The organism is Niveibacterium microcysteis, assembly GCF_017161445.1.
GTDB classification, from domain to species: domain Bacteria; phylum Pseudomonadota; class Gammaproteobacteria; order Burkholderiales; family Rhodocyclaceae; genus Niveibacterium; species Niveibacterium microcysteis.
Map to the genome: position 1 here is coordinate 4035076 of NZ_CP071060.1, position 22198 is coordinate 4057273.

24 protein-coding genes are annotated in these 22198 nt (G+C 64.8%); 11 read left to right on the forward strand and 13 right to left on the reverse strand.

The genetic code is table 11. The features are described 5' to 3' along the window. Positions 1–235: 235 nt before the first annotated feature. The gene (locus JY500_RS18355) at positions 236–1042 is read left to right on the forward strand and encodes a mechanosensitive ion channel family protein (RefSeq protein ID WP_172203290.1); all 807 of its coding nucleotides are present in this window, start codon (positions 236–238) and stop codon (positions 1040–1042) included. A gap of 44 nt (positions 1043–1086) precedes the next feature. Here JY500_RS18355 and JY500_RS18360 read toward each other — a convergent pair whose 3' ends face one another. Then, the gene (locus JY500_RS18360) at positions 1087–2559 is read right to left on the reverse strand and encodes an AmpG family muropeptide MFS transporter (RefSeq protein ID WP_246479686.1); all 1473 of its coding nucleotides are present in this window, start codon (positions 2557–2559) and stop codon (positions 1087–1089) included. A 98-nt stretch (positions 2560–2657) separates the two neighbouring features. Between JY500_RS18360 and JY500_RS18365 the strand changes: the two genes are divergently transcribed. The 4 genes from JY500_RS18365 to JY500_RS18380 all read left to right on the forward strand — a co-directional run bounded on the left by JY500_RS18365 (position 2658) and on the right by JY500_RS18380 (position 6494). Continuing rightward, positions 2658–4700: a ribonucleoside triphosphate reductase gene (locus JY500_RS18365; protein WP_206254093.1), complete on the forward strand. Its 2043-nt coding sequence runs from the start codon at positions 2658–2660 to the stop codon at positions 4698–4700. 21 nt (positions 4701–4721) lie between these two features. Beyond that, positions 4722–4913, forward strand: coding sequence for an anaerobic ribonucleoside-triphosphate reductase (gene nrdD, locus JY500_RS18370; protein WP_183636134.1), 192 nt, complete (start codon positions 4722–4724; stop codon positions 4911–4913). 92 nt (positions 4914–5005) lie between these two features. After that, complete coding sequence (locus JY500_RS18375; RefSeq protein ID WP_206254094.1) at positions 5006–5734, forward strand: anaerobic ribonucleoside-triphosphate reductase activating protein; 729 nt, start codon at positions 5006–5008, stop codon at positions 5732–5734. Between the two features lie 172 nt (positions 5735–5906). Beyond that, positions 5907–6494 carry a PEP-CTERM sorting domain-containing protein gene (locus JY500_RS18380; RefSeq protein WP_206254095.1) on the forward strand — a complete coding sequence of 196 codons (588 nt, stop codon included), beginning with the start codon at positions 5907–5909 and terminating at the stop codon, positions 6492–6494. A gap of 65 nt (positions 6495–6559) precedes the next feature. Here the strand turns inward: JY500_RS18380 and JY500_RS22210 are convergent, their stop codons facing one another. Further along, the gene (locus JY500_RS22210) at positions 6560–7987 is read right to left on the reverse strand and encodes a carbonic anhydrase (RefSeq protein WP_246479687.1); all 1428 of its coding nucleotides are present in this window, start codon (positions 7985–7987) and stop codon (positions 6560–6562) included. Between the two features lie 77 nt (positions 7988–8064). Continuing rightward, positions 8065–8931 carry a DMT family transporter gene (locus JY500_RS18390; RefSeq protein WP_206254096.1) on the reverse strand — a complete coding sequence of 289 codons (867 nt, stop codon included), beginning with the start codon at positions 8929–8931 and terminating at the stop codon, positions 8065–8067. 73 nt (positions 8932–9004) lie between these two features. Here JY500_RS18390 and JY500_RS18395 point away from each other — a divergent pair, with 73 nt between their 5' ends. Next, complete coding sequence (locus JY500_RS18395) at positions 9005–9694, forward strand: Crp/Fnr family transcriptional regulator (RefSeq protein ID WP_172203296.1); 690 nt, start codon at positions 9005–9007, stop codon at positions 9692–9694. On the opposite strand, the gene JY500_RS18400 is transcribed toward JY500_RS18395, so the two are convergent. The 5 genes from JY500_RS18400 to JY500_RS18420 form a co-directional block, all read right to left on the reverse strand. After that, the gene (locus JY500_RS18400; protein WP_206254097.1) at positions 9682–10344 is read right to left on the reverse strand and encodes an HD-GYP domain-containing protein; all 663 of its coding nucleotides are present in this window, start codon (positions 10342–10344) and stop codon (positions 9682–9684) included. The genes JY500_RS18395 and JY500_RS18400 overlap by 13 nt on opposite strands. Before the next feature lie 152 nt (positions 10345–10496). After that, positions 10497–11789 carry an ABC transporter substrate-binding protein gene (locus JY500_RS18405; RefSeq protein WP_206254098.1) on the reverse strand — a complete coding sequence of 431 codons (1293 nt, stop codon included), beginning with the start codon at positions 11787–11789 and terminating at the stop codon, positions 10497–10499. 172 nt (positions 11790–11961) lie between these two features. Further along, a complete protein-coding gene (locus tag JY500_RS18410; protein ID WP_206254099.1) occupies positions 11962–13236 on the reverse strand; it encodes a hypothetical protein in 1275 nt (424 codons plus the stop codon). An 11-nt stretch (positions 13237–13247) separates the two neighbouring features. After that, positions 13248–13469 (reverse strand): DUF2249 domain-containing protein, encoded by a 222-nt coding sequence (locus tag JY500_RS18415; protein ID WP_172203300.1) that lies wholly within the window; start codon positions 13467–13469, stop codon positions 13248–13250. Continuing rightward, complete coding sequence (locus JY500_RS18420) at positions 13469–13921, reverse strand: hemerythrin domain-containing protein (protein WP_172203301.1); 453 nt, start codon at positions 13919–13921, stop codon at positions 13469–13471. The genes JY500_RS18415 and JY500_RS18420 overlap by 1 nt, the downstream gene beginning before the upstream one ends. 188 nt (positions 13922–14109) lie before the next feature. On the opposite strand from JY500_RS18420, the gene JY500_RS18425 reads away from it, so the two are divergent. The 4 genes from JY500_RS18425 to JY500_RS18440 are packed head-to-tail and all read left to right on the forward strand — an operon-like array spanning position 14110 to position 16916. Beyond that, a complete protein-coding gene (locus JY500_RS18425) occupies positions 14110–14535 on the forward strand; it encodes a c-type cytochrome (RefSeq protein ID WP_172203302.1) in 426 nt (141 codons plus the stop codon). A gap of 12 nt (positions 14536–14547) precedes the next feature. Beyond that, entirely contained in the window at positions 14548–15948 is a 1401-nt protein-coding gene (locus tag JY500_RS18430) for a cbb3-type cytochrome c oxidase subunit I (RefSeq protein WP_206254100.1), read from the forward strand. Between the two features lie 39 nt (positions 15949–15987). Continuing rightward, the gene (locus JY500_RS18435; protein WP_206254101.1) at positions 15988–16602 is read left to right on the forward strand and encodes a cytochrome c oxidase subunit 3; all 615 of its coding nucleotides are present in this window, start codon (positions 15988–15990) and stop codon (positions 16600–16602) included. Next, a complete protein-coding gene (locus JY500_RS18440; RefSeq protein WP_206254102.1) occupies positions 16599–16916 on the forward strand; it encodes a cytochrome C oxidase subunit IV family protein in 318 nt (105 codons plus the stop codon). The genes JY500_RS18435 and JY500_RS18440 overlap by 4 nt, the downstream gene beginning before the upstream one ends. Before the next feature lie 6 nt (positions 16917–16922). On the opposite strand, the gene JY500_RS18445 is transcribed toward JY500_RS18440, so the two are convergent. Then, the gene (locus JY500_RS18445; protein WP_206254103.1) at positions 16923–17537 is read right to left on the reverse strand and encodes a pyridoxamine 5'-phosphate oxidase family protein; all 615 of its coding nucleotides are present in this window, start codon (positions 17535–17537) and stop codon (positions 16923–16925) included. Positions 17538–17644: 107 nt separating this feature from the next. Between JY500_RS18445 and JY500_RS18450 the strand changes: the two genes are divergently transcribed. Then, positions 17645–18331, forward strand: a complete 687-nt coding sequence (locus JY500_RS18450; protein ID WP_172203307.1) for an alpha/beta hydrolase — start codon at positions 17645–17647, stop codon at positions 18329–18331. A 48-nt stretch (positions 18332–18379) separates the two neighbouring features. Here the strand turns inward: JY500_RS18450 and JY500_RS18455 are convergent, their stop codons facing one another. The 4 genes from JY500_RS18455 to JY500_RS18470 are packed head-to-tail and all read right to left on the reverse strand — an operon-like array spanning position 18380 to position 21973. Continuing rightward, positions 18380–19387 (reverse strand): TIGR00266 family protein, encoded by a 1008-nt coding sequence (locus JY500_RS18455; protein WP_206254104.1) that lies wholly within the window; start codon positions 19385–19387, stop codon positions 18380–18382. Positions 19388–19404: 17 nt separating this feature from the next. Next, positions 19405–20085, reverse strand: coding sequence for a TIGR00266 family protein (locus tag JY500_RS18460; protein WP_172203309.1), 681 nt, complete (start codon positions 20083–20085; stop codon positions 19405–19407). An 11-nt stretch (positions 20086–20096) separates the two neighbouring features. Beyond that, positions 20097–20759 (reverse strand): TIGR00266 family protein, encoded by a 663-nt coding sequence (locus tag JY500_RS18465; RefSeq protein WP_206254105.1) that lies wholly within the window; start codon positions 20757–20759, stop codon positions 20097–20099. Between the two features lie 53 nt (positions 20760–20812). Then, entirely contained in the window at positions 20813–21973 is a 1161-nt protein-coding gene (locus JY500_RS18470; RefSeq protein WP_206254106.1) for a M48 family metallopeptidase, read from the reverse strand. Positions 21974–22198: the final 225 nt, after the last annotated feature.

The following is a 22198-nucleotide window of genomic DNA, read 5'->3' on the forward strand; positions in this document are numbered from 1 at the left end:
ACTCCCAATGAAACGGCGTAACGCGATCATCGGCTCAAATGCGGCTGCTACGCCCCTTAGCCCAGAGCTGAATTAACGTCCGCCAGCCCCGGAACTGAAGCGAGCCAGCTGGCCGCCGCACCAGCGGGGAACGACAAGCCTGCAAAGCTCGCCCGCCGCAGACTATTCTTGTCTGTGCGGGCCCGCACCGTACGCCCGACTTCCGCCGTGCCTCAACCCACCCCAGGAGTGCAGGATGAACTTTCAGAACATCATCGATACCGTGAGCACCCAGCTCACGACCTTTGGCCTCAAGATTCTTGGCGCGATCGCGGTCTGGATCGTCGGTCGCTGGCTAATCGGCCTTGCGGTGCGGGGGATCTCCGCCGCGATGACCCGCCAGCATGTCGACCCCACCTTGCTGCGCTACATCGGCAACATCGTCAGCGTGGCCCTGAACATCGTGCTGGTGGTGGCCATCCTTGGCTACTTCGGTGTTGAAACGACCTCGTTCGCCGCCCTCGTCGCCGCCATGGGTATTGCGATCGGCGCAGCCTGGGCCGGCTTGCTGGCCAACTTCGCGGCGGGTGCCTTCCTGGTCGTGCTGCGCCCGTTCAAGGTGGGCGACTACGTGAAGGTCGGCGGCGTTGAAGGCACCGTGATGGAGGTCGGCCTCTTCGCCTCCGCGATCAACACGCCAGACAACGTGCTGACCATCGTGGGCAACAACAAGATCTTCGGCGACACGATCCAGAACTACTCGACCAACCCGTATCGCCGCGTCGAGCGCACCGCCCAACTCAACCACGCGGTGGATGTGAACGACGCGATCACGCGCCTGAAGGCTGCGCTCGCGAACATTCCAAATGTGGTGACCGAGCCGGCCCCGACCGTCGAAGTGCTGGATTTCACGCCGATGGGTCCGGTCTTGGCCGTGCGCCCGTTCTGCCATACCGACCATTACTGGCAGGTGTACTTCGACACCAACAAGGCGATCCGCGACACCTGCGGCGCCGCAGGCTACCCGGTGCCGGAGCAGCACTTCCACGTACGCCAGGGTTGATCGGCCCCACCCAGCGAAACGGCGGCCCGCGGGCCGCCGTTGTTTTATCCGTTGCTGGACTCTGGCGCGGGTTCTCGCCAGGGCGCCACCTGCACCAGCAGCAGCATGCCGGGCAACGCCAGCGCAAAGCACAGCGCAAAGAAGCCCACCCAGCCCAACTGCTCCACCAGCACGCCGGCAAACGCGTTGATCACCGTGCGCGGCACGGCCATCAGGCTGGTGAACAGCGCGAACTGCGTCGCCGCGTAGGCCGGATTGGTCGTGCGGGCGATGAAGGCGACGAAGGCCGTGGTGCCAAGGCCGACGCCGAACGCCTCGACGCCGATCACCAGGCCGAGCTGCAACACATGCAGGCCGGCGGGCTGCTGCCATAGCATCGCCCAGGAGAAATCCGGCAGCGCCAGCATCGCCGCGATGTCGCCGGGCCCTGGCCCCAACCATGCGAGCCATGCGAAACCCAGAATCGCCACCGCCTGCGCCACGCCAAAGACCCACAGCGCCCGGTTGATGCCAAGGCGGATCATCCACACGCCGCCGAGCAGCCCACCCGCCACACTGCACCACAGGCCGGCGTTCTTCGCGACGATGCCGATGTCCGTTTTGGTAAAGCCCATCTCAAGGTAAAACGGCGTCGCCAGCGCGGTGGCAAGTGAATCGCCGAGCTTGTAGAAGAAGATGAAGCCGAGCACCAGCGCCGCACTGCGCCAGCCATGCCGCTGCATGAACTCGTGAAAGGGCTCCACCACCGCGTCACGCAAGGTGCGCGGCGCCGACCTGGCGGCCGCGGGTTCGCTCACTGCCAGCGACAGCAATGCGCCAGGAATCATGAAGGCCGCGGTGATCGCGAAGACTTCGAACCAGGGCAGATGGTCGGCAAGAAACAATGACAGCGAGCCGGGCACAAGGCCGGCAATCTTGTAGGCATTGACGAAGACCGCGTTGCCAAAGCCCAGCTCTGTTTCGGCCAGCAACTCGCGGCGGTAAGCGTCGATGGCAATGTCTTGCGTTGCCGAAAGGAAGGCGACGAGCGCGGCGAGAATCACGACGGCGCTCAGGTCCGCGACCGGGTTGAGCGAGCCCAGTGCCACTACCGCACCAATCAGCGCCAGCTGCGACAACAGCATCCAACCCCGTCGCCGGCCCAGGCCCGGCACGCCGAAACGGTCGGCGAACGGCGCCCACAGGAATTTCCAGGTGTAGGGAAACTGCACCAGCGCAAACGCGCCGATGGCCTTGAGCGACAGCCCTTCCGTTTTCAGCCAGGCCGGCACGAGATTGAAGAGCAGGAACAGCGGCAGGCCTGAACTGAAACCCAGCACGATGCAGATCAGCATCTTGCGGGTCAGCAGGGTCTTCCAGATCGAGGGGGCGGATGCGGTACTCATGGGCGAATTAGAGCATGGCGCCCGCGCCGGCCGCGATGCGCTCGCCCGACGCCCGTCGTTCTGCAACGCTGCGACGGAGCCGCCGACCCGCGAGCCGCAACCCGAAGAAAGGCGCCACTTGACCGCGATCAAGTGCCCCTGTCATTTCGGGCGACGATGGGTTTTCCGAACTCTGTATACGACATATAGTGCGCCGGAACACAATTCAACACTACAGGTAGTGCATCACCATGAGCACACTTTCGGCCACATCCCAGCCACTGCTCGGCGCCCTGCCCGCGCAAGTCCTCAAACGCGACGGACGAACCCTGCCCTTCGACGTCGCGAAAATCCGCAAGGCGATCGTTGCCGCCGGCGCGGCGTCTGGCGAGTTCGAGGCGGGTGAGGCGGCGCGGCTGACGGCCACGGTGGGCAAGGTGATCGCACACCGTTTCCACGGCGAAACGCCGACGATCGAGGCGATCCAGGACATCGTGGAACAAGTACTCGTCGCCGCGGACTGGTTCGCCACGGCGCGCGCCTACATCGTCTATCGCGAGCAGCGCGCCAAGCTGCGCACCGACCGCCGCGCGGTGGTAGATGCGATCGGCTCGATCAACGAGTACCTCTCGCAGAGCGACTGGCGGGTGCGCGCGAACGCGAACCAGGGCTATTCGCTGGGGGGGCTGATCCTCAATGTCTCGGGCAAGGTGATCGCCAACTACTGGCTCAACCATGTGTATCCGCCGGAAGTGGGCGAGGCGCACAAGCAGGGCGATGTGCACATCCATGATCTGGACATGCTGGCCGGCTACTGCGCCGGCTGGTCGCTACGCACGCTGCTGCAGGAAGGCCTTAACGGCGTGCCGGGCAAGGTTGAATCCGGGCCGCCTAAGCATCTGGGCAGCGCGGTGGGGCAGATCGTTAACTTCTTCGGCACGCTGCAGAACGAGTGGGCCGGTGCGCAGGCCTTCAGCTCCTTCGATACCTACCTCGCCGCCTTCGTGCGCAAGGATCGCCTCGGCTACGACGAAGTGCGCCAGTGCATGCAGGAGCTGGTCTACAACCTTAACGTGCCCTCGCGCTGGGGCACGCAGACGCCTTTCACGAATCTGACCTTCGACTGGGTCTGCCCGGAGGACCTGAAGGAGCAGATCCCCTACATCGCGGGCGAGGAAATGCCCTTCGCCTATGGTGATCTGCAGGCGGAGATGGACCTGATCAACCGCGCCTTCATCGAAGTGATGATGGAAGGCGACGCCAAGGGCCGCGCCTTCACCTTCCCGATCCCGACCTACAACATCACGCCGGAATTCGACTGGGATCACGCCAACTGCTCGCCGCTGTTCGAGATGACGGCCAAGTACGGCCTGCCTTACTTCCAGAACTTCGTGAACAGTGAACTGAAGCCGAACATGGTGCGCTCGATGTGCTGCCGGCTGCAGCTCGATCTGCGCGAACTCTTGAAACGCGGCAACGGCCTCTTTGGCTCCGCCGAGCAGACCGGTTCGCTTGGCGTGGTGACGATCAACTGCGCACGCCTGGGCTACCTGCACCGCGGCAACGAGGCTGCGCTGTTTGCACGCGTCGACGAACTCGTCGAGCTCGCGCGCACCAGCCTCGAAATCAAGCGCAAGGTGATCCAGCGTCACATGGACGACGGGCTCTTCCCCTACACCCGCCGCTACCTGGGCACGCTGCGCAACCACTTCTCGACCATCGGCATCAACGGCGTGAACGAGATGATCCGCAACTTCACCGACAACGCCGACGACATCACCACCCCGGCCGGCGAAGCGCTCGCCCTGAAGCTGCTCGATCACCTGCGCGCATGCATGAGCCAGATCCAGGAAGAAACCGGTCACCTCTACAACCTCGAAGCCACGCCGGCCGAAGGCACGACCTACCGCTTCGCGAAGGAAGACCGCAAGCGCTGGCCCGAGATCCTGCAGGCCGGCACCGAGGACCACCCGTACTACACCAACTCGACGCAGCTGCCGGTGGGCTTTACCGGCGACCCCTTCGAAGCGCTGGAGCGGCAGGAGGCGATGCAGTCGAAGTACACCGGCGGCACCGTGCTGCACCTGTATCTGGGCGAACGCATCGACTCCGCCGAGGCCTGCAAACAGTTGGTGCGCCGCTCGCTCGAACGCTTCCGGGTGCCCTACATCACCATCTCGCCGACCTTCTCGATCTGCCCGAAGCACGGCTACATCGCCGGCGAACACAAGTTCTGCCCCAAGTGCGACGACGAACTGCTGGCGAAAAAGCGCGCTGCCGCGCCCTTGCACTGAACCCCACACAGGAGCCCGCACATGATTCACGAAACCCGTACCGAACGATTCGCCAGCCACCCCGAACTCGATGACAGCGAGCGCCAGCCCTGCGAGATCTGGACCCGCGTGATGGGCTATCACCGCCCGGTCGCATCCTTCAACCGCGGCAAACAGGGCGAGTTCTACGAACGCCAGTACTTCCGCGAAACCGCGTGCTGCGGCAAGGTCTGAACCACATGCCGACCGGTGCGTGGGCTCCAGCAAACCACCGCGCACGCCGAAGCTGACGCACCCCGGCCGCGCAGCGGCCGTATCCGAATCCGATGACTCCGCACGACGATCTCCCCCGCCCGCCCTGGCAGCAACGCATCCAGGTGGGCGGCTTCAATCCGTTCTCCACCGTCGACTGGCCCGGCAAGCTCGCGGCCGTGGTCTTCCTGCGCGGCTGCCCGTGGCGCTGCGGCTACTGCCACAACCCGGAACTGCAGACCCGCGTCGGCCCCGCGCCCATTGCATGGGACGAGGTGGAGGCCCAACTCGCACGCCGACGCGGCTTCATCGACGGCGTGGTGTTCTCCGGTGGCGAACCGACCGCAGATCGTGCGCTACCGGAAGCCATCGCGCGCGTCCGCGAACTGGGCCTCGCCGTCGGGCTGCACACCGGCGGCGCCTACCCCGAGCGGCTTGAAGCATTGCTTCCACAGATCGACTGGGTGGGCTTCGACCTGAAGACCGACCCGCCTGAGTATGAGCGGGTAACCGCAGTCCCCGGCAGCGGACAGCGTGCCGCACGCAGCGCACGCCTCGTCGCGGAAAGTCGTACCGCGAAGGAGTTTCGTCTGACCTTCCATGCGGATCTCGTGTCGGAGCTGGCCGCCGAGCGCGCAGCCGCATTCGCAGCGCAGCTTGGCGCGACGCGCTTCGCGCTCCAGGCTTTTCGCCCCGACGGTTGCGCAACGACATCGCTCGCACAGCATGCAGGGGTTCCTGCGCAGCTACCGACGCGCTTGGCCAGACTGTTCGAACACTTCACCTATCGCAGCGCAAATTGAATGCCCCCCAACAGGGGGTCGTTCTGTCATTCGGGCGGAAATATTGCATAGCGGCATTCATGTTGTTGGCATTCCGCGCCTAAGCAAACGACATGGCTTGGATACCATGGCGAGTCGCGTCGCCGACACGCTCGCGCGACCAGCCTGTTCCCCCTTTGCAATGGACTCATCGATGAAATCACTCGTTGCCGGTTTGGCACTCATCGCGCTCGCGCTGCCTGCGCACGCGGACACAACACTATTTCAGGACAACTTCGACACCAACGGCGGTGGTCTCAATACCGTACCCGCTGGCTGGACCGTAACCGACGGCACCGTGGACGTGATCGGCGCGGGCACTGGCTGGGACTATGTGCCGGGCAGCGGCAAGTTCCTCGATCTGGACGGCACCTCCGGTTTGGCTGGCACGCTGTCGGTGTCACTGAACATGGTCGCCGGCCAGCACTACTCGGCCTTCTTCGATCTCGCTGGTAGCCAGGTCCGAAACGATGCCGAGAGTGTTGCAGTCAGCTTCGGCGCAGCGTCGGGCACGTACAGCCTGCCGCGCACCGCAGGTTGGACACACTTTGCGCTGGACTTCACGCCAACGAGCACTGGGCTCTATTCACTGAGCTTCAAGAACGCCGGTGGCGACAACGTTGGCATGCTGCTGGACAACGTTACCGTGACGGCCGCGGTGCCGGAACCGGAGACTTACGCGATGCTGCTGGCCGGCCTCGGCGTGGTCGCTGCGGCACGGCGCCGCAAGTCGCGCACCTGAACGGTCAGTCCACAGCAAACGGGGCGCCCTGGCGCCCCGTTTGCTTTTTCTGGACGGCACGCCGGTCAGCGCGATTCCTTGATGATGCGGTCACCCGCCTGCTGAATCGGCCGCGCGTTGTTGCGGTAGAAGCGCGAGAAGATCGCAATCTGCTCCGGTGAAACCTGCACCGGTTGCTTCATCACCATCCACAGCACGCCTTCGGTGCAGGGCGGTGTCGTCAATGAACCCATGTAGGTGATGTAGCCACGGTCAGCCGGCAGCAGGTCGGCGGGATTGATCGCGACCGGCGGCTGGTAGGACTCGTTCTTCTCCAGCGGCAGGTTGTTCCACAGCGTCTGGATCACCGGGTGCGCCGTGCCGCGGTCGAGCAGTACCGCGATCACGGCGAGCTTGCCGTCGAGATCCTTGTGCACCAGATGCACCACCATGTCGAAGGCGCGTCCGTCGATCCGTTCCTCGGCCGGGCGGTGGAAGTGGAACTGCTGCAGCTCGTAGGTCTTGCCCATCACGGTGATGTTGAGCCCGGGCCCGACGGTCACCTGAATCGTGTGGCCGTTATCGACGATGCGAAAGTAGCTCGGCTTGTAGTCGACCTTGATCGGCTCGAGATCCACCTTGATGCCGTCACGAACATCGATCGGCGACTGCCGCGCGCCGCTCGCGCAGGTGGCGAATTCCGGCTTCATGCGGCCCCAGTTCTGCGGCCCGGTTTCGCCTTCGTAGCTCCAGTGGGCATGTGGATTGATTGCAGGCACTGCCATCTGAACGGGAGGCGCGTCACGGCTGGCCGGCGGTGGCGCCGGGCGCCGCGGCGGCGGCGGGCGGTAGTAGCGTGGCGCAGTCGTCGGCGGTGGCGGTGGAGCCGCCTCGGCGTGTGCCGGCTCAGCCGCTTTCGGTGCCGGCTTGGGCGGCAACTGGATCAGCGGCTTGCCGCCGGTGATCGGCTTTTCCGCGGGCGGTTCGGGATGCGCCTCTTCCTTCACCATCTGCAGGTCGGCATGTTGAACCGGCGCAGTGGGCGGCGTGATGCGCGGCGCCGGCGCAACCTGGCTGCGGGCCCGCGCCTCGGCTGCCTCGGCCACTTTGGCCAGTTGCTGCAACGAGGCAGGCTTGCAGACTTCCTTGAAGAAGCGGTCGTCCAGCGTGCCGGGCTGGATTGCGATCGGCTTCTGCGTGCCTGCCGGTTCTTCACGGATCGTCAGCCCCGCCCGATCGAGGTACACCCGCTTGACGGTCAGGAAGGTCTGGCTGCGACAGTCGTAACGGTTGAGCGCCTTGATCGTCTTGTAACCCGCCGCATCCACCTCCTCGTCGGCGAGCACGATGCGGCCCCAGGCGACCTTGGTACCCGCATCGGAGTCGAGCACGCTTGCGCGGTCGAGATCGACGCTACGCCCCTTCTCGCGTGCGACGTGCAGCCAATCCGCCGCCTGCGCAGTCGGTGTCGCGGCAAGGCCCAGCAGTGACAGGCAGAAAACGGCGGTACGCATGGTGCTACTCCGGCAAACCCTCTACCGGTGTTTTCGGCCGCGACGGCCAATGCTTGAGCGGCAAAGGCAGCGCGTCGCTAATCGCTGCGCACGACGAGCACACCCGCGAGCAGGATCAACCCGCCGCCAAACAGCATGCCGGGCCCGAGCGGTTGGCCGAGGAAGGTGACACCCGCCAGCGCAGTAACGACCGGCTCGAAGGTGGACAGTGTCGCCGCGCGCGTCGGGCCAAGGCGGCGCAGACCAGCCAGAAAGCTGCTGACGCCCAGCACCGTCGACACCACCGCGAGTGCGAACACGCCAGCCCAACCTGCCGCGCTGTGCGGCCAGCGCAGCCCTTCGGGCAGCGTCAGCACGCTCATCGCCAAACAGGCCGCGCTGCTGACAACTGCCGCTTGGGCCAGCGCCGGCACGCCGTGCGGCACACGGCGCCCCGCCAGCGTGTAGAGCGCGTACATCAAGCCGGAGGCCACGCCGAGCGCGACGCCAAGCGGTTTGGCACCACTCGCGTAGCCGATCGTCAGCGCACAACCACACAGCGCGCAGGCCAGCGCAAGCAGCCGGCGCCGGTCGGGCCGCTCGCCATGCAGCAACCAGGCCAATAGTGTGACGAAGGCCGGGTAAAGATAGAGCAGCAACGCAACCACCACTGCGGGCGCCAGGGTCAACGCCGTGAAGTAGCACAGCGCGAGCCCCGCGTAGCCCAGCGCCCCCATGCCTGCGAGCACCCACAAGGCCGGCCCGCGCGGCACACCGAGCCCGCGCACGGCGACAATGCCCCACAAGATCAGCGCTGCCAGCGCGAACCGCAGCGTCAGCAGATCGGCCGGGCGCAGGCCGTCTTGCCAGCCGTAAGCGCTGAACAAGGGCATCAGGCCGAAACACGCCGCGGCAAGCAGGATCAGGAGCACGCCGCCGAGGCGGTCGCGTGTGGGCAATGACATCGAGAAAGCGTCCTGTTTTCGTATGAGCGGTGCGCTAGTATTCTGCCTTTCCCGCACCGTGATCCCAATTCGCATGGAAACCCGTCGCAAGGCCGATATCAACGGACTGCTCTCCCGCCTGCCGCTTTTCGCCCAGGTGGAACCGGAAACCATTGCCACGCTGGCTGCAAATACCGTCGAGGTGCGGCTGGAGAAGGGCAAGCTGCTGTTCCAGCAGGGCGATGCCGCCGATGGCTTCTATGTGGTGGTCTACGGCCAGGTGAAACTGGGCTTCGCGGCGCAGTCCGGTCACGAGAAGGTGATCGAGATCCTTGGCCCGCAGCAGAGCTTCGGCGAAGCGGTGATGTTCATGGGCCGGCCGTACCCGGTGTTCGCACAAGCGCTGTCCGACACGCTGCTGCTGCATATCCCCGGCGACCCGATCTTCTCGCTGATCGAGCGCAACGGCAGCTTCGCGCGCCGCATGCTCGCCGGCCTTTCGATGCGGCTGCACACGCTGGTGCAGGACGTTGAATCGTATTCGCTGCGTTCGTCGACCCAGCGGCTGATCGGCTACCTGCTGCGCAATGCCGATGAAGCCGACGGCAACACCGCCGAAATCGACCTCGAAACCAGCAAACAGGTGCTGGCCTCGCGCCTGAACCTGACGCCCGAGACCTTCTCGCGCATCCTGCATGCGCTCTCCGAGTCAAAGCTGATCTCGGTGAACGGCAAGCACATCACGATTCACGACATCGCGAAGCTCAACGCCTACGAAGGCTGAGCGGGGTCGCCAGCGGGCGACAGACCCCACGCGGCGATCGCCGGCGGCGGGCTTTTCACCGCCAGCGCCGGATCGGCCTGCATCACGGCCTGGAAGGCGAGGAAGACCTGCGGATCCCAGCGGATACCGACCTCGCCACTCAACACATCCATGATGCGCGGATGCGAGCTGGCGAACCGGTACGGCCGTGGCGCCGACATCGCGTCGTACGCATCCGCCAGGGCAATGATGCGCGAGATGAGCGGGATGCGTTCGCCAACCAGACCATCCGGATAGCCCTTCCCGCACATGTATTCGTGATGCGAGCGGACATAGGGCGCAATCTCGGTCAGCGCCGGATCACCGCTTTCGGCGAGCATGCGCGCGCCGATCGTGGGATGCGCACTGATCATGTCCCAGGCTTCGCGGTCGAGCGAGGCCGGGCTGGTCAGCACCGCATCGGGGATCTCGCATTTGCCCAGGTCGTGCAGTTCGGCGGCCAGGCGGACCGCCTCGATATCGTGCTCGGACAAGCCCATGCGCCGGGCAATCCGCTCCGCGATTACGACCACGCGTTCGCCATGACCCGCGCAGCACGTTTCACGCAGGGCGAGATCCGCGATCAGCGCACGCGCATGAGCCAAAGGGTTTGATGCGTTCAGGCGGACCATGATGCACCCCCGTTCAACGAAGTCCCCACCTCCTGCGGCGCCTCGCGCGAGTGCACGCGGCGCCCTACCAACTCGACGCATATCCCTGACTTCAGAATAGCAAGCGAACGCCCCGTCGGCAGGTGGCCTCATGCGGCTGGGCGAGCCCGGTGTTAGTGCGGGGTTTTGGGCGCCGAAGGGGGCAGCTTTGCCATCTGCGCAGCGGTTTGCTTGAGCAGCGCAGTCGCCTGCTCGGGCGCGTCGACGAATGCGGCAAACAGATTCAAGCCGATTTCGGCGCGCTCGGGCGGTGTGGCGAGGTCGTAGTTGAAGGCCCAGGCATGGTTGCGCGCGATCTCATCGCGGAGCACCTGCTTGGACGGCGAGTAGTGCCGATCGAGAACGAGCAGATTGGGCGCCAGGGCACCCATCGCGCGACTGATCTCGACTTGCGATCCCGCCAGCGCGAACTGCCGCATCACCGCCTTGGCGCCGTTGGGGTGCTTGGCCTCGCGCGGCAGCACCAGGCCATCGATCGGCCCGAGCGCGACCGGCGCGATCGATGGATCGATCTGCGGGAAGGGGAAGAAACCGAAGTCTTCGCCCTCGTGCCAGTTGACCTCGGGTGACTCGTAGAAGCCCGTGAGCCACGTTCCCATCAAGGTCATCGCAGCTTCGCCGCGGCGCACCATGAGACCCGCGCCCGAGTCGAATTCGAGCTCATTCGGCTTCGCATTGAACAAGCCCGTCTGCAGGAGCTCCCGCCAAAGATCGAACACCCGCCGGACCTCGGGGTCGTCGAACGACGCACGCCCGTCCATCAGGCGCTGCCGGTACTCCAGTGGCGCGGTGCGAAGCAGCAGGTAGTCGAACCAGAATTGCGCCGGCCACCGCGCCTTTGAACCGAGCGCAAACGGTGTCACACCATTTGCTTTCAGGCGCTTGGCGAGCGAGACCAGCTCGGGCCAGGTCTTGGGCGGCTGCAAGCCGAGCGCGGAAAAAACCTTCTTGTTGTAGATGAATGCCACGTAATGCTGCGCGATTGGCAGGAAGTAAACCCGGCCGTCATACACGCTGGCGGATTTCACGATCGGCGGGCCGAACAGCTTGTTCATCTCGGCCTGCGGCAGCACATCGTCGATGGGTTGCAGTTGATCGAGGATCGAGGCCACCCGGGCGCCGGCCCAGTAACTGTAGAGGTCTGCCGGGCGATGCTCGGCCAGCTCGCTGCGGATCTGGCGCTTGAAGGTCTCATGCTCGACGGGTAGCACCTGGAGCCGGTAGCGGGTATTCGCATCGTCGAAGCGTTTGGCGATCGTATCCACGGTGCCGGCATAAGCGCCGCCAAACGAAAAATAGTGCTTGAACGCCACCACCTCACGGGCCGGCGCGGGCGGCTCGCTGGTGCGCTGGCAGCCAAGGAGCAACGCAACACCGCACAGGAGGGCAAGCAGCCGGCTTTTCATGACACACCATTCAAACATGGATCGGGATTCCAACATGGGCCGTGCCGCGGGGTTCGACAGCTGATCTGGCGCGCGTTCAAAACGAAGGCATCGGCCCATCGCGACAGACCCGCAATGCTTTTATCGCACCCGGCCATTCTGGGCGAATCGCCGAATCACGCTCAGCGCCAGATCAAGCGTGTGGTTCGTTGGGCTGTCGCGTTGCGCGAGTGTGGCGGTAGGCGAGCGCGAAACGCCACACGTTCCACGCAAAGCTGCATTGCGCCAGCAGCAGCACCGCACCGGCGAACACCGCCACGCGAGGCAGGCAGATGGCGATCAGTAGAAGAAGCACAGCTGCGGATTGCAGCCAGGTCTGCGCGCGCAGTGCACGCTCGCCCGGCCCGCCTGTCAGCCTGGCACCCAGGCCCAGCGCCGCCAGCCGAAGCGTGATCAGGAAGGGCAGGATCTTCTGCAGCATCGCGCCGATCACGCCACTGAACACGCCGATCGCCAGCACCACCCCCAAGGCCATCGCCGCCCGTTGCGCGGTATCCGGATCGCTCGCCAGCATGGCGACCGCGAGCAAGGCCGCGCCGCCGGCCAGCGCCACCATCGCAGCGCGCCAGCCGCTGCCCGCCGCATCGGTGCGGGTACGGCGGCGCAGCAGGAACAGGCGGTAGGTGATGCCAGCAAAGCCTAGCGCGAATACGCTGACGCCGAGCGCCAACCCGCGCGCGAGGCCTTCCGCCCCGAGCCATGCCGCGGCGCTGATCGCCGCAAGCAATACAGGCAGCGCGACCGCGGCGAGCGACAGCAGCGTCTTCGGATACGCCGGCGTGATGTAGAACATCGGCACTACCAGCACCGCAACCCCGGCGACCAGCGGCAGGGCCCAGCCAGCCAGGGCCCACAGCGCGTGCAGATTGACCAGCGTGACAAAACGCGCCCCCGCGCCGTGCTCAAGCTGGTGGGCCAACCCGAAGCCGAGCGCAACCGCTACGGCAAGCCCGGCCACGGCAACCCGCATCAGCCGGCGCGCAGGATCGCGTGCGGTGGCGTGCAGCAGACCCGGTGCGATCGCGACGACGAAAACACCGCAAGCCAGCGCCAGCAGTGCGGCGCCGATACCGGTGAGGTGGTAGCCGGGCAGCAGGAAACCCGCAACCAGCAGCACGGCACCGAGCACACTGGCCGGATGCACGACACCGGCAAGCAGCCGTGGGCGCGGCACCAGGCTGCCCGCGGCAACCGGCAGCACCTGGAACAGCGCGCCGAGCATCGCCTGCAGCATCAAACCGGCGGTGAAGCAATGCAGCACCGCCACCGCGTGTGGATGCCAGCGGCTCGCCAGCGCGGTATCGGGGTAGATCAACAACAACAGCGCGCCGGCGATGCCGAACAACGGCGCGCCGAGAAAGAAGCGCAGCGGTACCGACAGCGGCGGTGCGTCGCGCACTTCCAGCATGGCGGCGGGCGTCAGGCGTGGCGGATGTGGATCGACACGGTGCCGTCCTCGGCGAACTCGGTGCGATGGGTGAAGCCGTTCTGCTTGAGGATGCCGTACAGGGGCACCGGTTCACGATAGAGCAGCAACACCGCCTCTTCTCCACGCGGCAGCGTATCGAGCGCTTCGAGGATCAGGTGCAAAGGCTGCGGGGGCTCTAGGCCACGTGCGTCGACAATGCGTGGTGCGTTCATCAGGAAACCTCCGGCATACCAAGGCGGGCAATCGCATCGGCCACGACTTGCGGGTGGGCGCTGAGCACCTGATCGCACATCGGGTAGAGGATCTGCTCTTCCTTCATGTTGTGGGCTTGCATGATCGAGAACAGCGTGTCGGCAAGGCTACCTGCCTCGTCGAAATCGCCCGCCATGATCAGGCGACGTACATCCTCGCACAGCCCGAGCATCTCGCCATGCTCGCCGCGCATCACGGCGCTGGGGCCGGCCGTCATGCCGGTGGCCGCCTCGAAGGCGGGGAAGATCACCTCTTCCTCGGCACGGAAGTGGGCATCGAGCAGCAGATGAAAGCGCGCGAAGGCGTCGGCTGCCTGCAGCTGCATGCGCTGCGCAATCGCCTGTTCGGCCCGCGCGAAGACCTCATCGCAGGCGCGGTGGTCGGCCGCAAAATGTTCGATCACGCTCGCCATGACAGAGTCCTTTCACTCGTTCCGTCCAGTGTCGCGGCGCGACGCCATCGACAGCCTTGACTCGCATCAACGCGGCAACCGCCATGGCAACGCGGGTAGCCGCTTGATTGCAATCAATGTCGCCGACCGGCCCGGATCACGAGAATGCGCCCACCTTGCAAGCTGCATCCACAAAGGGGAGACGCACCATGAGCGGAGGACTATCGACCTCGATGGCGCGGAATGTTTTCTACGGCGGAACGGCGTTCTTTGCCTTCCTGTTCATCGCGCTGACCGTAGACACCAACCGCACATTGCCCAAGCGCGATAACAGCGCAAACATCACGCCGGCCGTCGCGCATGGCAAGAAACTCTGGGAGACCAACAACTGCATCGGCTGCCACAGCCTGCTTGGCGAGGGCGCCTACTTCGCGCCGGAGCTGGGCAACGTCTACAAGCGCCGTGGCCCCGAGTTCATCAAGGCCTGGATCAAAGGCCAGCCGACCGGTGCACCGGGTCGGCGCCAGATGCCGAACTTCCACCTGTCCGACAAGGACCTCGACGACATGGTCGAATTCCTCAAGTACAGCTCCGAAATCAACACGGCGAAGTGGCCGCCGAACATCGAAGGTTGAGGAGAGCGCACCATGCAATACAAATCTCAAGCGGTTGCGAAGCCCTACTTCATCGCGGCGATCGGCCTATTCGTAGCGCAGATCTTGTTCGGCCTGGTCATGGGCCTGCAGTACGTCGTCGGTGACTTCCTGTTCCCGGCGATTCCGTTCAACGTGGCGCGCATGGTGCACACCAATGCGCTGATCGTGTGGTTGCTGATGGGCTTCATGGGCTCGGCCTACTACCTCGTGCCCGAGGAAGCGGAGACCGAACTGCACAGCCCGAAGCTCGCCTTGGCGCTGTTCTGGATCTTCCTCGTCGCGGCCGCGCTCACCGTGCTCGGCTATCTGATGGTGCCGTACGCGACACTCGCAAAGATCACCGGCAACGACTTGCTGCCCACGATGGGGCGCGAGTTCCTTGAGCAACCAACGATCACCAAGATCGGCATCGTCGTGGTCGCGCTGGGCTTCCTGTTCAACCTCACGATGACCTTCCTGAAAGGTCGCAAGACCGCCATTTCCAGCATCCTGCTGCTGGGCTTGTGGGGCCTGGCGATCATGTTCCTGTTCTCGTTCTACAACCCGGACAACCTGGTCAAGGACAAGTACTACTGGTGGTTCGTTGTGCACCTGTGGGTGGAAGGCGTGTGGGAGCTGATCCTCGGCGCAATCCTCGCCTTCGTGCTGATCAAGGTGACCGGCGTGGACCGCGAGGTGATCGAGAAGTGGCTCTACGTGATCATCACGCTGACGCTGATCTCCGGCATCCTCGGTACTGGCCACCACTTCTACTGGATCGGTGCGCCGGAGTACTGGCAGTGGATCGGCAGCGTGTTCTCGGCGCTCGAACCGATTCCGTTCTTCGCGATGACCGTGTTCGCCTTCAACATCGTCAACAAGCGTCGCCGCGAGCACCCGAACAAGGCGGCGGTGCTGTGGGCGCTGGGCACCAGCGTGATGGCCTTCCTCGGCGCAGGGGTGTGGGGCTTCCTGCACACACTGGCACCGGTGAATTACTACACCCACGGCACGCAGATCACCGCAGCGCACGGCCACATGGCCTTCTACGGCGCCTACGTGATGGTGGTGCTGACGATGATCAGCTACGCGATGCCGGTGATCCGCGGCCGCGCCGCCAACAGCGAACGCTCGCAAGTGCTGGAGATGTGGAGCTTCTGGCTGATGACGATCGCCATGGTGTTCATCACGCTGTTCCTCACCGCCGCCGGCATCCTGCAGGTGTATCTGCAACGCTTCTCCGATACCCCGCAGCCCTTCATGGTGGTGCAGGAAAAGATCGCGCTGTTCTACTGGCTGCGCGAGTTCACCGGCCTCGTGTTCCTGCTGGGGCTGGTGCTCTACATCGCGAGCTTCTTCGTCAAGGGTGAAGCACCGGCCACGAGCGGCAAGCTCGCTGGCGCAACCCGATAGAGGAGGCGCGGGCGGCGCCGGCGTCGCCCGCCACATCGAATGTCTGTAGTGGATCTTTGCCCGGCCCCCGCGCCGGGCTTCTTTTTCCGCAAGGCGCGCGAGACACACCCGCCGGGAGACCTCGCGGTGTGGATATTCATCCTCGCCGAGTTGCTGGTGTTCGCGGTGCTGTTCGTGGCCTACGCCTTCGCGCGTGCGTCAGACCGCGCCTTGTTCGATGCGATGCAGGCCGGGCTGGATCGCCGTGGCGGCGCGATCAACACCGTGCTGCTGATCAGCGCAAGCTGGTGCGTCGTGCGAGCGGTGCGCAGCGCGAACGCGGCGCGCCTTGCCGCCGCCTCGCGCTGGCTGGCTGCCGCGTTGGTCGGTGGCAGCGGTTTCGTTCTGGTGAAGCTGCACGAATACGCCACCGTGTTCGGGCAGGGCTATTCGCTCTCGTCCGACCGCTTCCACATGTTCTACATCGGTCTCACCTTCTTCCATTTCATGCATGTGCTGCTGGGCCTGGCGGTGCTCGTCGTGCTGCTTCTGCAAACCCGACGCGGCGCCTATCGCAGCGGACACATGAACGGGCTGGAAAGCGGCGCCGCCTACTGGCACATGGTGGACCTGGTGTGGATCGTCCTCTTCCCCCTCGTGTACGTGCTGCGATGAAAGCACCTTCAATCCATCGCGAGGACATCGCCTTCGCATTGCTGCTGCTCGCCACGCTGGTGACCTATGCGCTTGGCGAATGGGACGGCAAGTACCGCGAAGTCTGCCGCAGCGGTCATGTGATGATCGTCAGCGCACAAGGCGCGGTGGCGGTCGTGCTCGCGCTCGTCACGCTGATCAAGGGCACGCTGGTGGCGCGCGAATTCATGGTGCTGCGCCATGTCAGCCTGCGCTGGCAAGCGGCGGTGCTCGGCTGGCTGCTGCTGGTGATCGCGTTGATTGCCGTCGGGTGGCGCGCGAGCCTCTCCGCCTGACCGAGATCAGTAGAGCGTTGCCTGAATCCGAGCCGGCTGAAGGCGATCGAACTCCGTGGCATCGATCGCGCCGCCGGTAATCTGTGCATTGATCTGGCCGGCGCTTGGCACCCCGGCGGCGGGCGGCGCGGTCCAAAGCTGCGAACGGACAATCGCCCGCGAACACTGGTAGTAAGCCGTCTCGACGGTAATCACCAGCACGCACTTCGGCATCTGCTCTCGGACCACGAAGCGGGCCAGCAAGTCCGGCGCGACCGAGATCTTTGCGTGACCATTCACCCGCAGGGTCTCACCCACGCCTGGAATCAGGAACAGCAAGGCCATGCGCGGATCTGCGATCAGGTTTCGCAGGCTGTCAGCGCGGTTGTTGCCGCGCCGTTCGGGCAAGAGCAGAGTCTGCTCGTCTTCAACCACCACGAAACCCGGTGCATCCCCCCGCGGAGAAGCATCCAGTCCACCCGGCCCGCTGGTGGCCAGGATCGCGAAGGGTGACGCCTCAATCATCGCGCGGTAGGCCGGCACGATGCGCGGCAACTCCTTGCGTATCGAAATGTCGCTGACAGGCCCGAGCAGCGCGTTCAACTGTTCCACGGTATCGATCGTGTCGAGACTTTGCGTCATCGGTCGGCTCCAGTGGCAGGAGGCACGATTATCCGTGAGTCCGCACGACCGAACCTAACGCGTTAAGCTGCACCCAACACAAACTCAAACTCGCGCGAGCCCCAACCATGTCCGACGTTCTACCTACCCTTGAAGTCGAAACTGCCGCCGAGGCTGATTTCAGTGTGATCTGGCTGCATGGGCTGGGTGCCGATGGCAGCGATTTCGAGCCGGTGGTGCCGGAACTGGGCCTGCCGGGCAATGCAAAGATCCGGTTTGTGTTTCCGCACGCGCCGGTGATTCCGGTGACCTGCAATGGCGGCTACCTGATGCGCGCGTGGTACGACATCAAGTACCTCGACGGCAGCACGCGCGATGTGGACGAAGCTGGCGTGCGTGCGTCGTGTGAGGCTGTGCGCGCGTTGATCGCCCGCGAGAACGCGCGCGGCGTGCCGACGCACCGCATCGTGCTGGCCGGTTTCTCGCAGGGTGGCGCGATCGCCTACACCGCGGCGCTGTCGCACCCGGAGACCCTGGCTGGCGTGATTGCACTGTCCACCTACCTGCCTGCGCGCCAGTTGCTGCTCGACTCATTGACCGAGGCGAACCGGTCGACGCCGATCTTCGCGGCGCACGGCACGCAGGACGACGTGGTTGGGTTGCGACTTGGCGAAGCGGCGCGCGACACCTTGCAGGCTGAGGGCTACGCAGTGGAATGGCGCACCTATCCGATGCCGCACTCGGTTTGCCTTGACGAGATCCGCGCGATTGGCGCCTGGCTCACGACACGCTGGCAGACCGCGCAGCGGGCCTGAAGCAGCACAAGAAACGCGGGCGGGGTCGCCCCCACCCGCCTTGGTCGCTCAGTCGGCGCTCTTGGCCTTGCGGAACTGCTGCGCCCAGGTGAGCAGCGCACCGGAAGTGCGCGTCTGGATCCACACCCGGCCCTTGCCGCGGAAGCGGCAGACAAAGCCCTCGCCGGAGAAGAACAGCGATTTGTAGCCGCCGAACTTCTCGACGCTGTAGTTGAGCCCCTCGGTGAAGGCCACGATGTTGCCGGTGTCGACGACGTATTCGCCATCCACATCCTTCGCGATCATGCCGCCGTAGGTGTTGAACCACAGATCACCAGTGCCCGATGCGCGGATCAGGAAGAAGCTCTCGCCCGAGAAGAAGCCTTTCGTGAAACCCTGCCACTTGCTCTCGATCGTGACATCCGGGTCGCACGCGACGAAGGCGCCGTTCTGCAGGTAGATCACGTCACCGTTCAGGTAGACATGCCCGATGTCGCCGGGCGCGCCCGGCGCGATGCCGATTTCACCCGGCACCTTCTCGGCGCTGAACTCGTTGATGAAAATCGATTCGCCGGTGATGAAACGCCCGAGGCCGCCACCGAGCTTGGTCTTCATGCGGATGTGGGTGTCCATCGTCGCCATCGCCGAAGCTTCCACCTTGATCGTGTGGTTGGCCGGCAGCTTCACGGTGAGGAAGGCAAAGTCAGGCGCACCCTCGATCGCAAACTTGAAACCGGGTTGCTCCGCTTCCGGTTCGATCACCGCTGCGGGCGCAACGGCAGCGGGTGCGGGTGCGGGTGCGGGTGCGGGTGCGGGTGCGGGTGCGGGTGCGGGCGACAGTACCGCCAGTGCGGCAGGCTGCATCGGCGCAGCTACGGCCGTCAGCCCCATCTTCAGCAACGCGGCGCAGTAACGCTGGGCCGTAGCCTCGTCGAGGTCCACCTTGATCGCACGCGGCAGCGTCGCCAGCACCTCGGCAGCCTTCTCCGGCGTGATCTTGAACGCCGTGGCAAATGCCGCCTGGGCGCCCGCAACATCCGCCACGGCGTAACCGGTCACGCTCACTTTGAATGACATCTCGTGTCCCCTTCCTGTTACTTGCGCGGCTTGAGCGTCGGGCGCAGCGACATGCCGAAGCTGCCCGGGTTATGCGACTGGCACCACACGGTGCCACGGCCCTTGAACTTGCAGACGAGGCCTTCGCCACCCAGCATCGAATGCAGCCAGCTCTTGCCCGCCTTGGTCAGCGAGAACTCCAGCGTCTCCTGGAAGGCGACGATATGGCCGGTATCGACGATGTGCTCGCCGTCGACCTCGATCGGATAGATCGCCCCAAAGGAACTCAGCACCACCTTGCCGCGCCCGGAGAGCTTGAGCCAGAACAGGCTTTCGCCCGACAGCAGGTTCTTGAAGCCCTGCCAGGTCGTATCGATGTCGACACCCTGCTCGCAGGCGACGAACGAGCCGGCTTGCACCAGCAGCGCATCGCCATCCAGCGTGTAGTCCATCATGTCGCCGGCCAGTGCCGTGCCCAATACCACTTCGCCGGGCCCGCTGCGCGCAGTGAAGTGGTTGAGGAAGAACGACTCGCCACCGAACAAGCGCTTGGCCGCCTTCAGCAGCCCGCCTTTGCCGCGTTTGTGCGTAGTGGTTTCGATATCGAGCTGGCCGCTCATCGCGATCATCGCGCCCGATTCGGTCGTGCAGCTCTCGCCTGCGGCCAGCAGCAGCGTTGCTGCGGTATTGCCCGGGCGATGAATGAATTCGACTTGCATGCGCGCCTCGCTCAGCTCAGTTTCGGGTTGATCCAGCCGGTCAGGCCGGAGAGGCTGCGCGTCTGGATCACCACGCGGCCCTTGCCGCTGACACGCGTGACGAGCCCTTCGCCGCCGAAGAGGCTGGAGAAGATGCCGCCGGCCAGTTGCAGGCGCAACTTGATCCCCGGTTCGTAAGCAACAAGGTGGCTGTTGTCGACGATGTACTCACCGTCGATCTCCCTATCGAGCAGCGCGCCGTAAGCGCCGTACCACAGCGTGCCGCTGCCTTTCACGACAGTGCGGAACAGCCCTTCGCCGGCGATCCACGACACGAAGCCGGCAAAACCGACGCTGAGCTTGAGCCCTTCGGTGCTGGCCAGATAGGCGCCGGGCTGCAGGTAGAAGGTGTCGTTGTGCAGTTCCAGCGCACGGATACCGCCCGGTGTGGGCTGCACCAGCGTCAGCGAACGCGGGCGCTTGGTGTTGTTCTTGAAGACGTTGACGAACAGCGTCTCGCCGGCGAGGTACTTGCGCAGCAGGCCGGCGAAAAAGCCGCCATTGAAGCGTGCCTGCAAGTCGAGGTCGGCCGACATGCTGCTCATCGCATCGGATTCGGCGACCACGCTGTCGCCGGGCTCCAGTGTCAGGTCGACATAGGAAAAAGCATCACTGCCGCGGATTTCCGCTTTCATCGTCGTCTTTCGTCGTGGTTGTACTGGCCAGGCGTCTCATTCGGCGCCGGCATTCATTCCGGGGTATTCACAAACGCTTGAACCTGCGCCTTCAGCGCCGCAAAGGCCGCGCGATCGTCGCGCCAGGTCTGGGCTGGCAGCTTCGCCAGCCGAGCCTGCAGCTTGGCGATGCGCTCATCGGTGTCGGGGTGGGTGCCGAGGTAGGCCATCGCGCCGCGCGCAGCATCCTGCGCATCGGCGTCGCCCAATTGCTTGAGCTGTTTGCGCTCTTCTTCGCGAATCGTGCGGAAGAATCCGATCAGGCCGCCCGGGTTGATCTGCGCACGCGTCAGCAGGTCGAAGCCGGCACGGTCTGCCTCGCGTTCGAAGTCGCGCGAATACTTCTGGTTGATCAGCATCGGCGCCGCACCGGCGACGGCGGCAATCAGGCCGGAGGCATCGCCGATCAGCGCCTGCGCCACCGCATAGACGCCGACGCTCTTGATCACCGAGCGCAGGCCGTGCTGCTCGGTCACATGCGAGATCTCATGCGCGAGCACGCCCTGCAGCTGGTCGGGCGAAGTCGCCTTCAGGATCAGCCCGGAGTGAATCACGACCTCGCCGCCCGGCAGCGCGAAGGCGTTGAGGCTGGGGTCGTTGATCACGTGGAAGTGGTAGCGATAGCGGTCACCGGCCTGCGCCACCAGGGGTGCCACCAGCGGTTTGAGCAAGGCCTCGGCCGTCTTGTCCGGCATGAAGGTTTTCTGCACGCGGAACTGCTTGATCGCCGTCTCGCCGAGCGATTGCTCCCAATCGGCCGGCAGGCGCCGCGCCACCACGGCACTGAGACCATCGAGCGAGAAGTAGAGCGCCAACGGCAGCAAGACAATCAGGCCCAGCACCGTGGCAAGACTGCCCCAGCCGAGCAAGCGGCGCTTGCGACGATGCTGCCGCAGGCGCTGCACGGCCGGGTGTTCGGCCAGCGCGGATTCCGCCAGCAATGCATGGTCGCTGGTATAGAGCTGCCACGCCGGCAGCGCCGGATGGGTGATGAAGACCAGGCGATCGCTCGCACCACCGAGGCTGAGCTGCAAGCCCGCCAGAGGCAGATCCACCGCTTCGCCGGCGCCCTCGAAGTGAAGCTGGCCGGCGCGCACCGCCAGCCGCCCGGCGCAGCGCCCACCGGGCAGGTTTTCGTTGAAGGCTTGCGCGTCGAATGCGCGATCGGCAGTCATCTGAAGCGTCGATTCCTGTTTGTTTTACTTGTGCCGCCGACTGCACTTGCCACGGAGATCGCGGCAGGAGCCACGACAGCTCTTCAGGCGGAAACCATAGAACAAGCCAAGCAAAATCGCAGCGCGCGCTCGGCAAACGGCGTGCGCAATTTGGGTAAGCGCGCACGATTTCCGCTGCGGCCCAACCAAAATCGCCAAAATTATCGAAGTCGCATTTTCTTACAG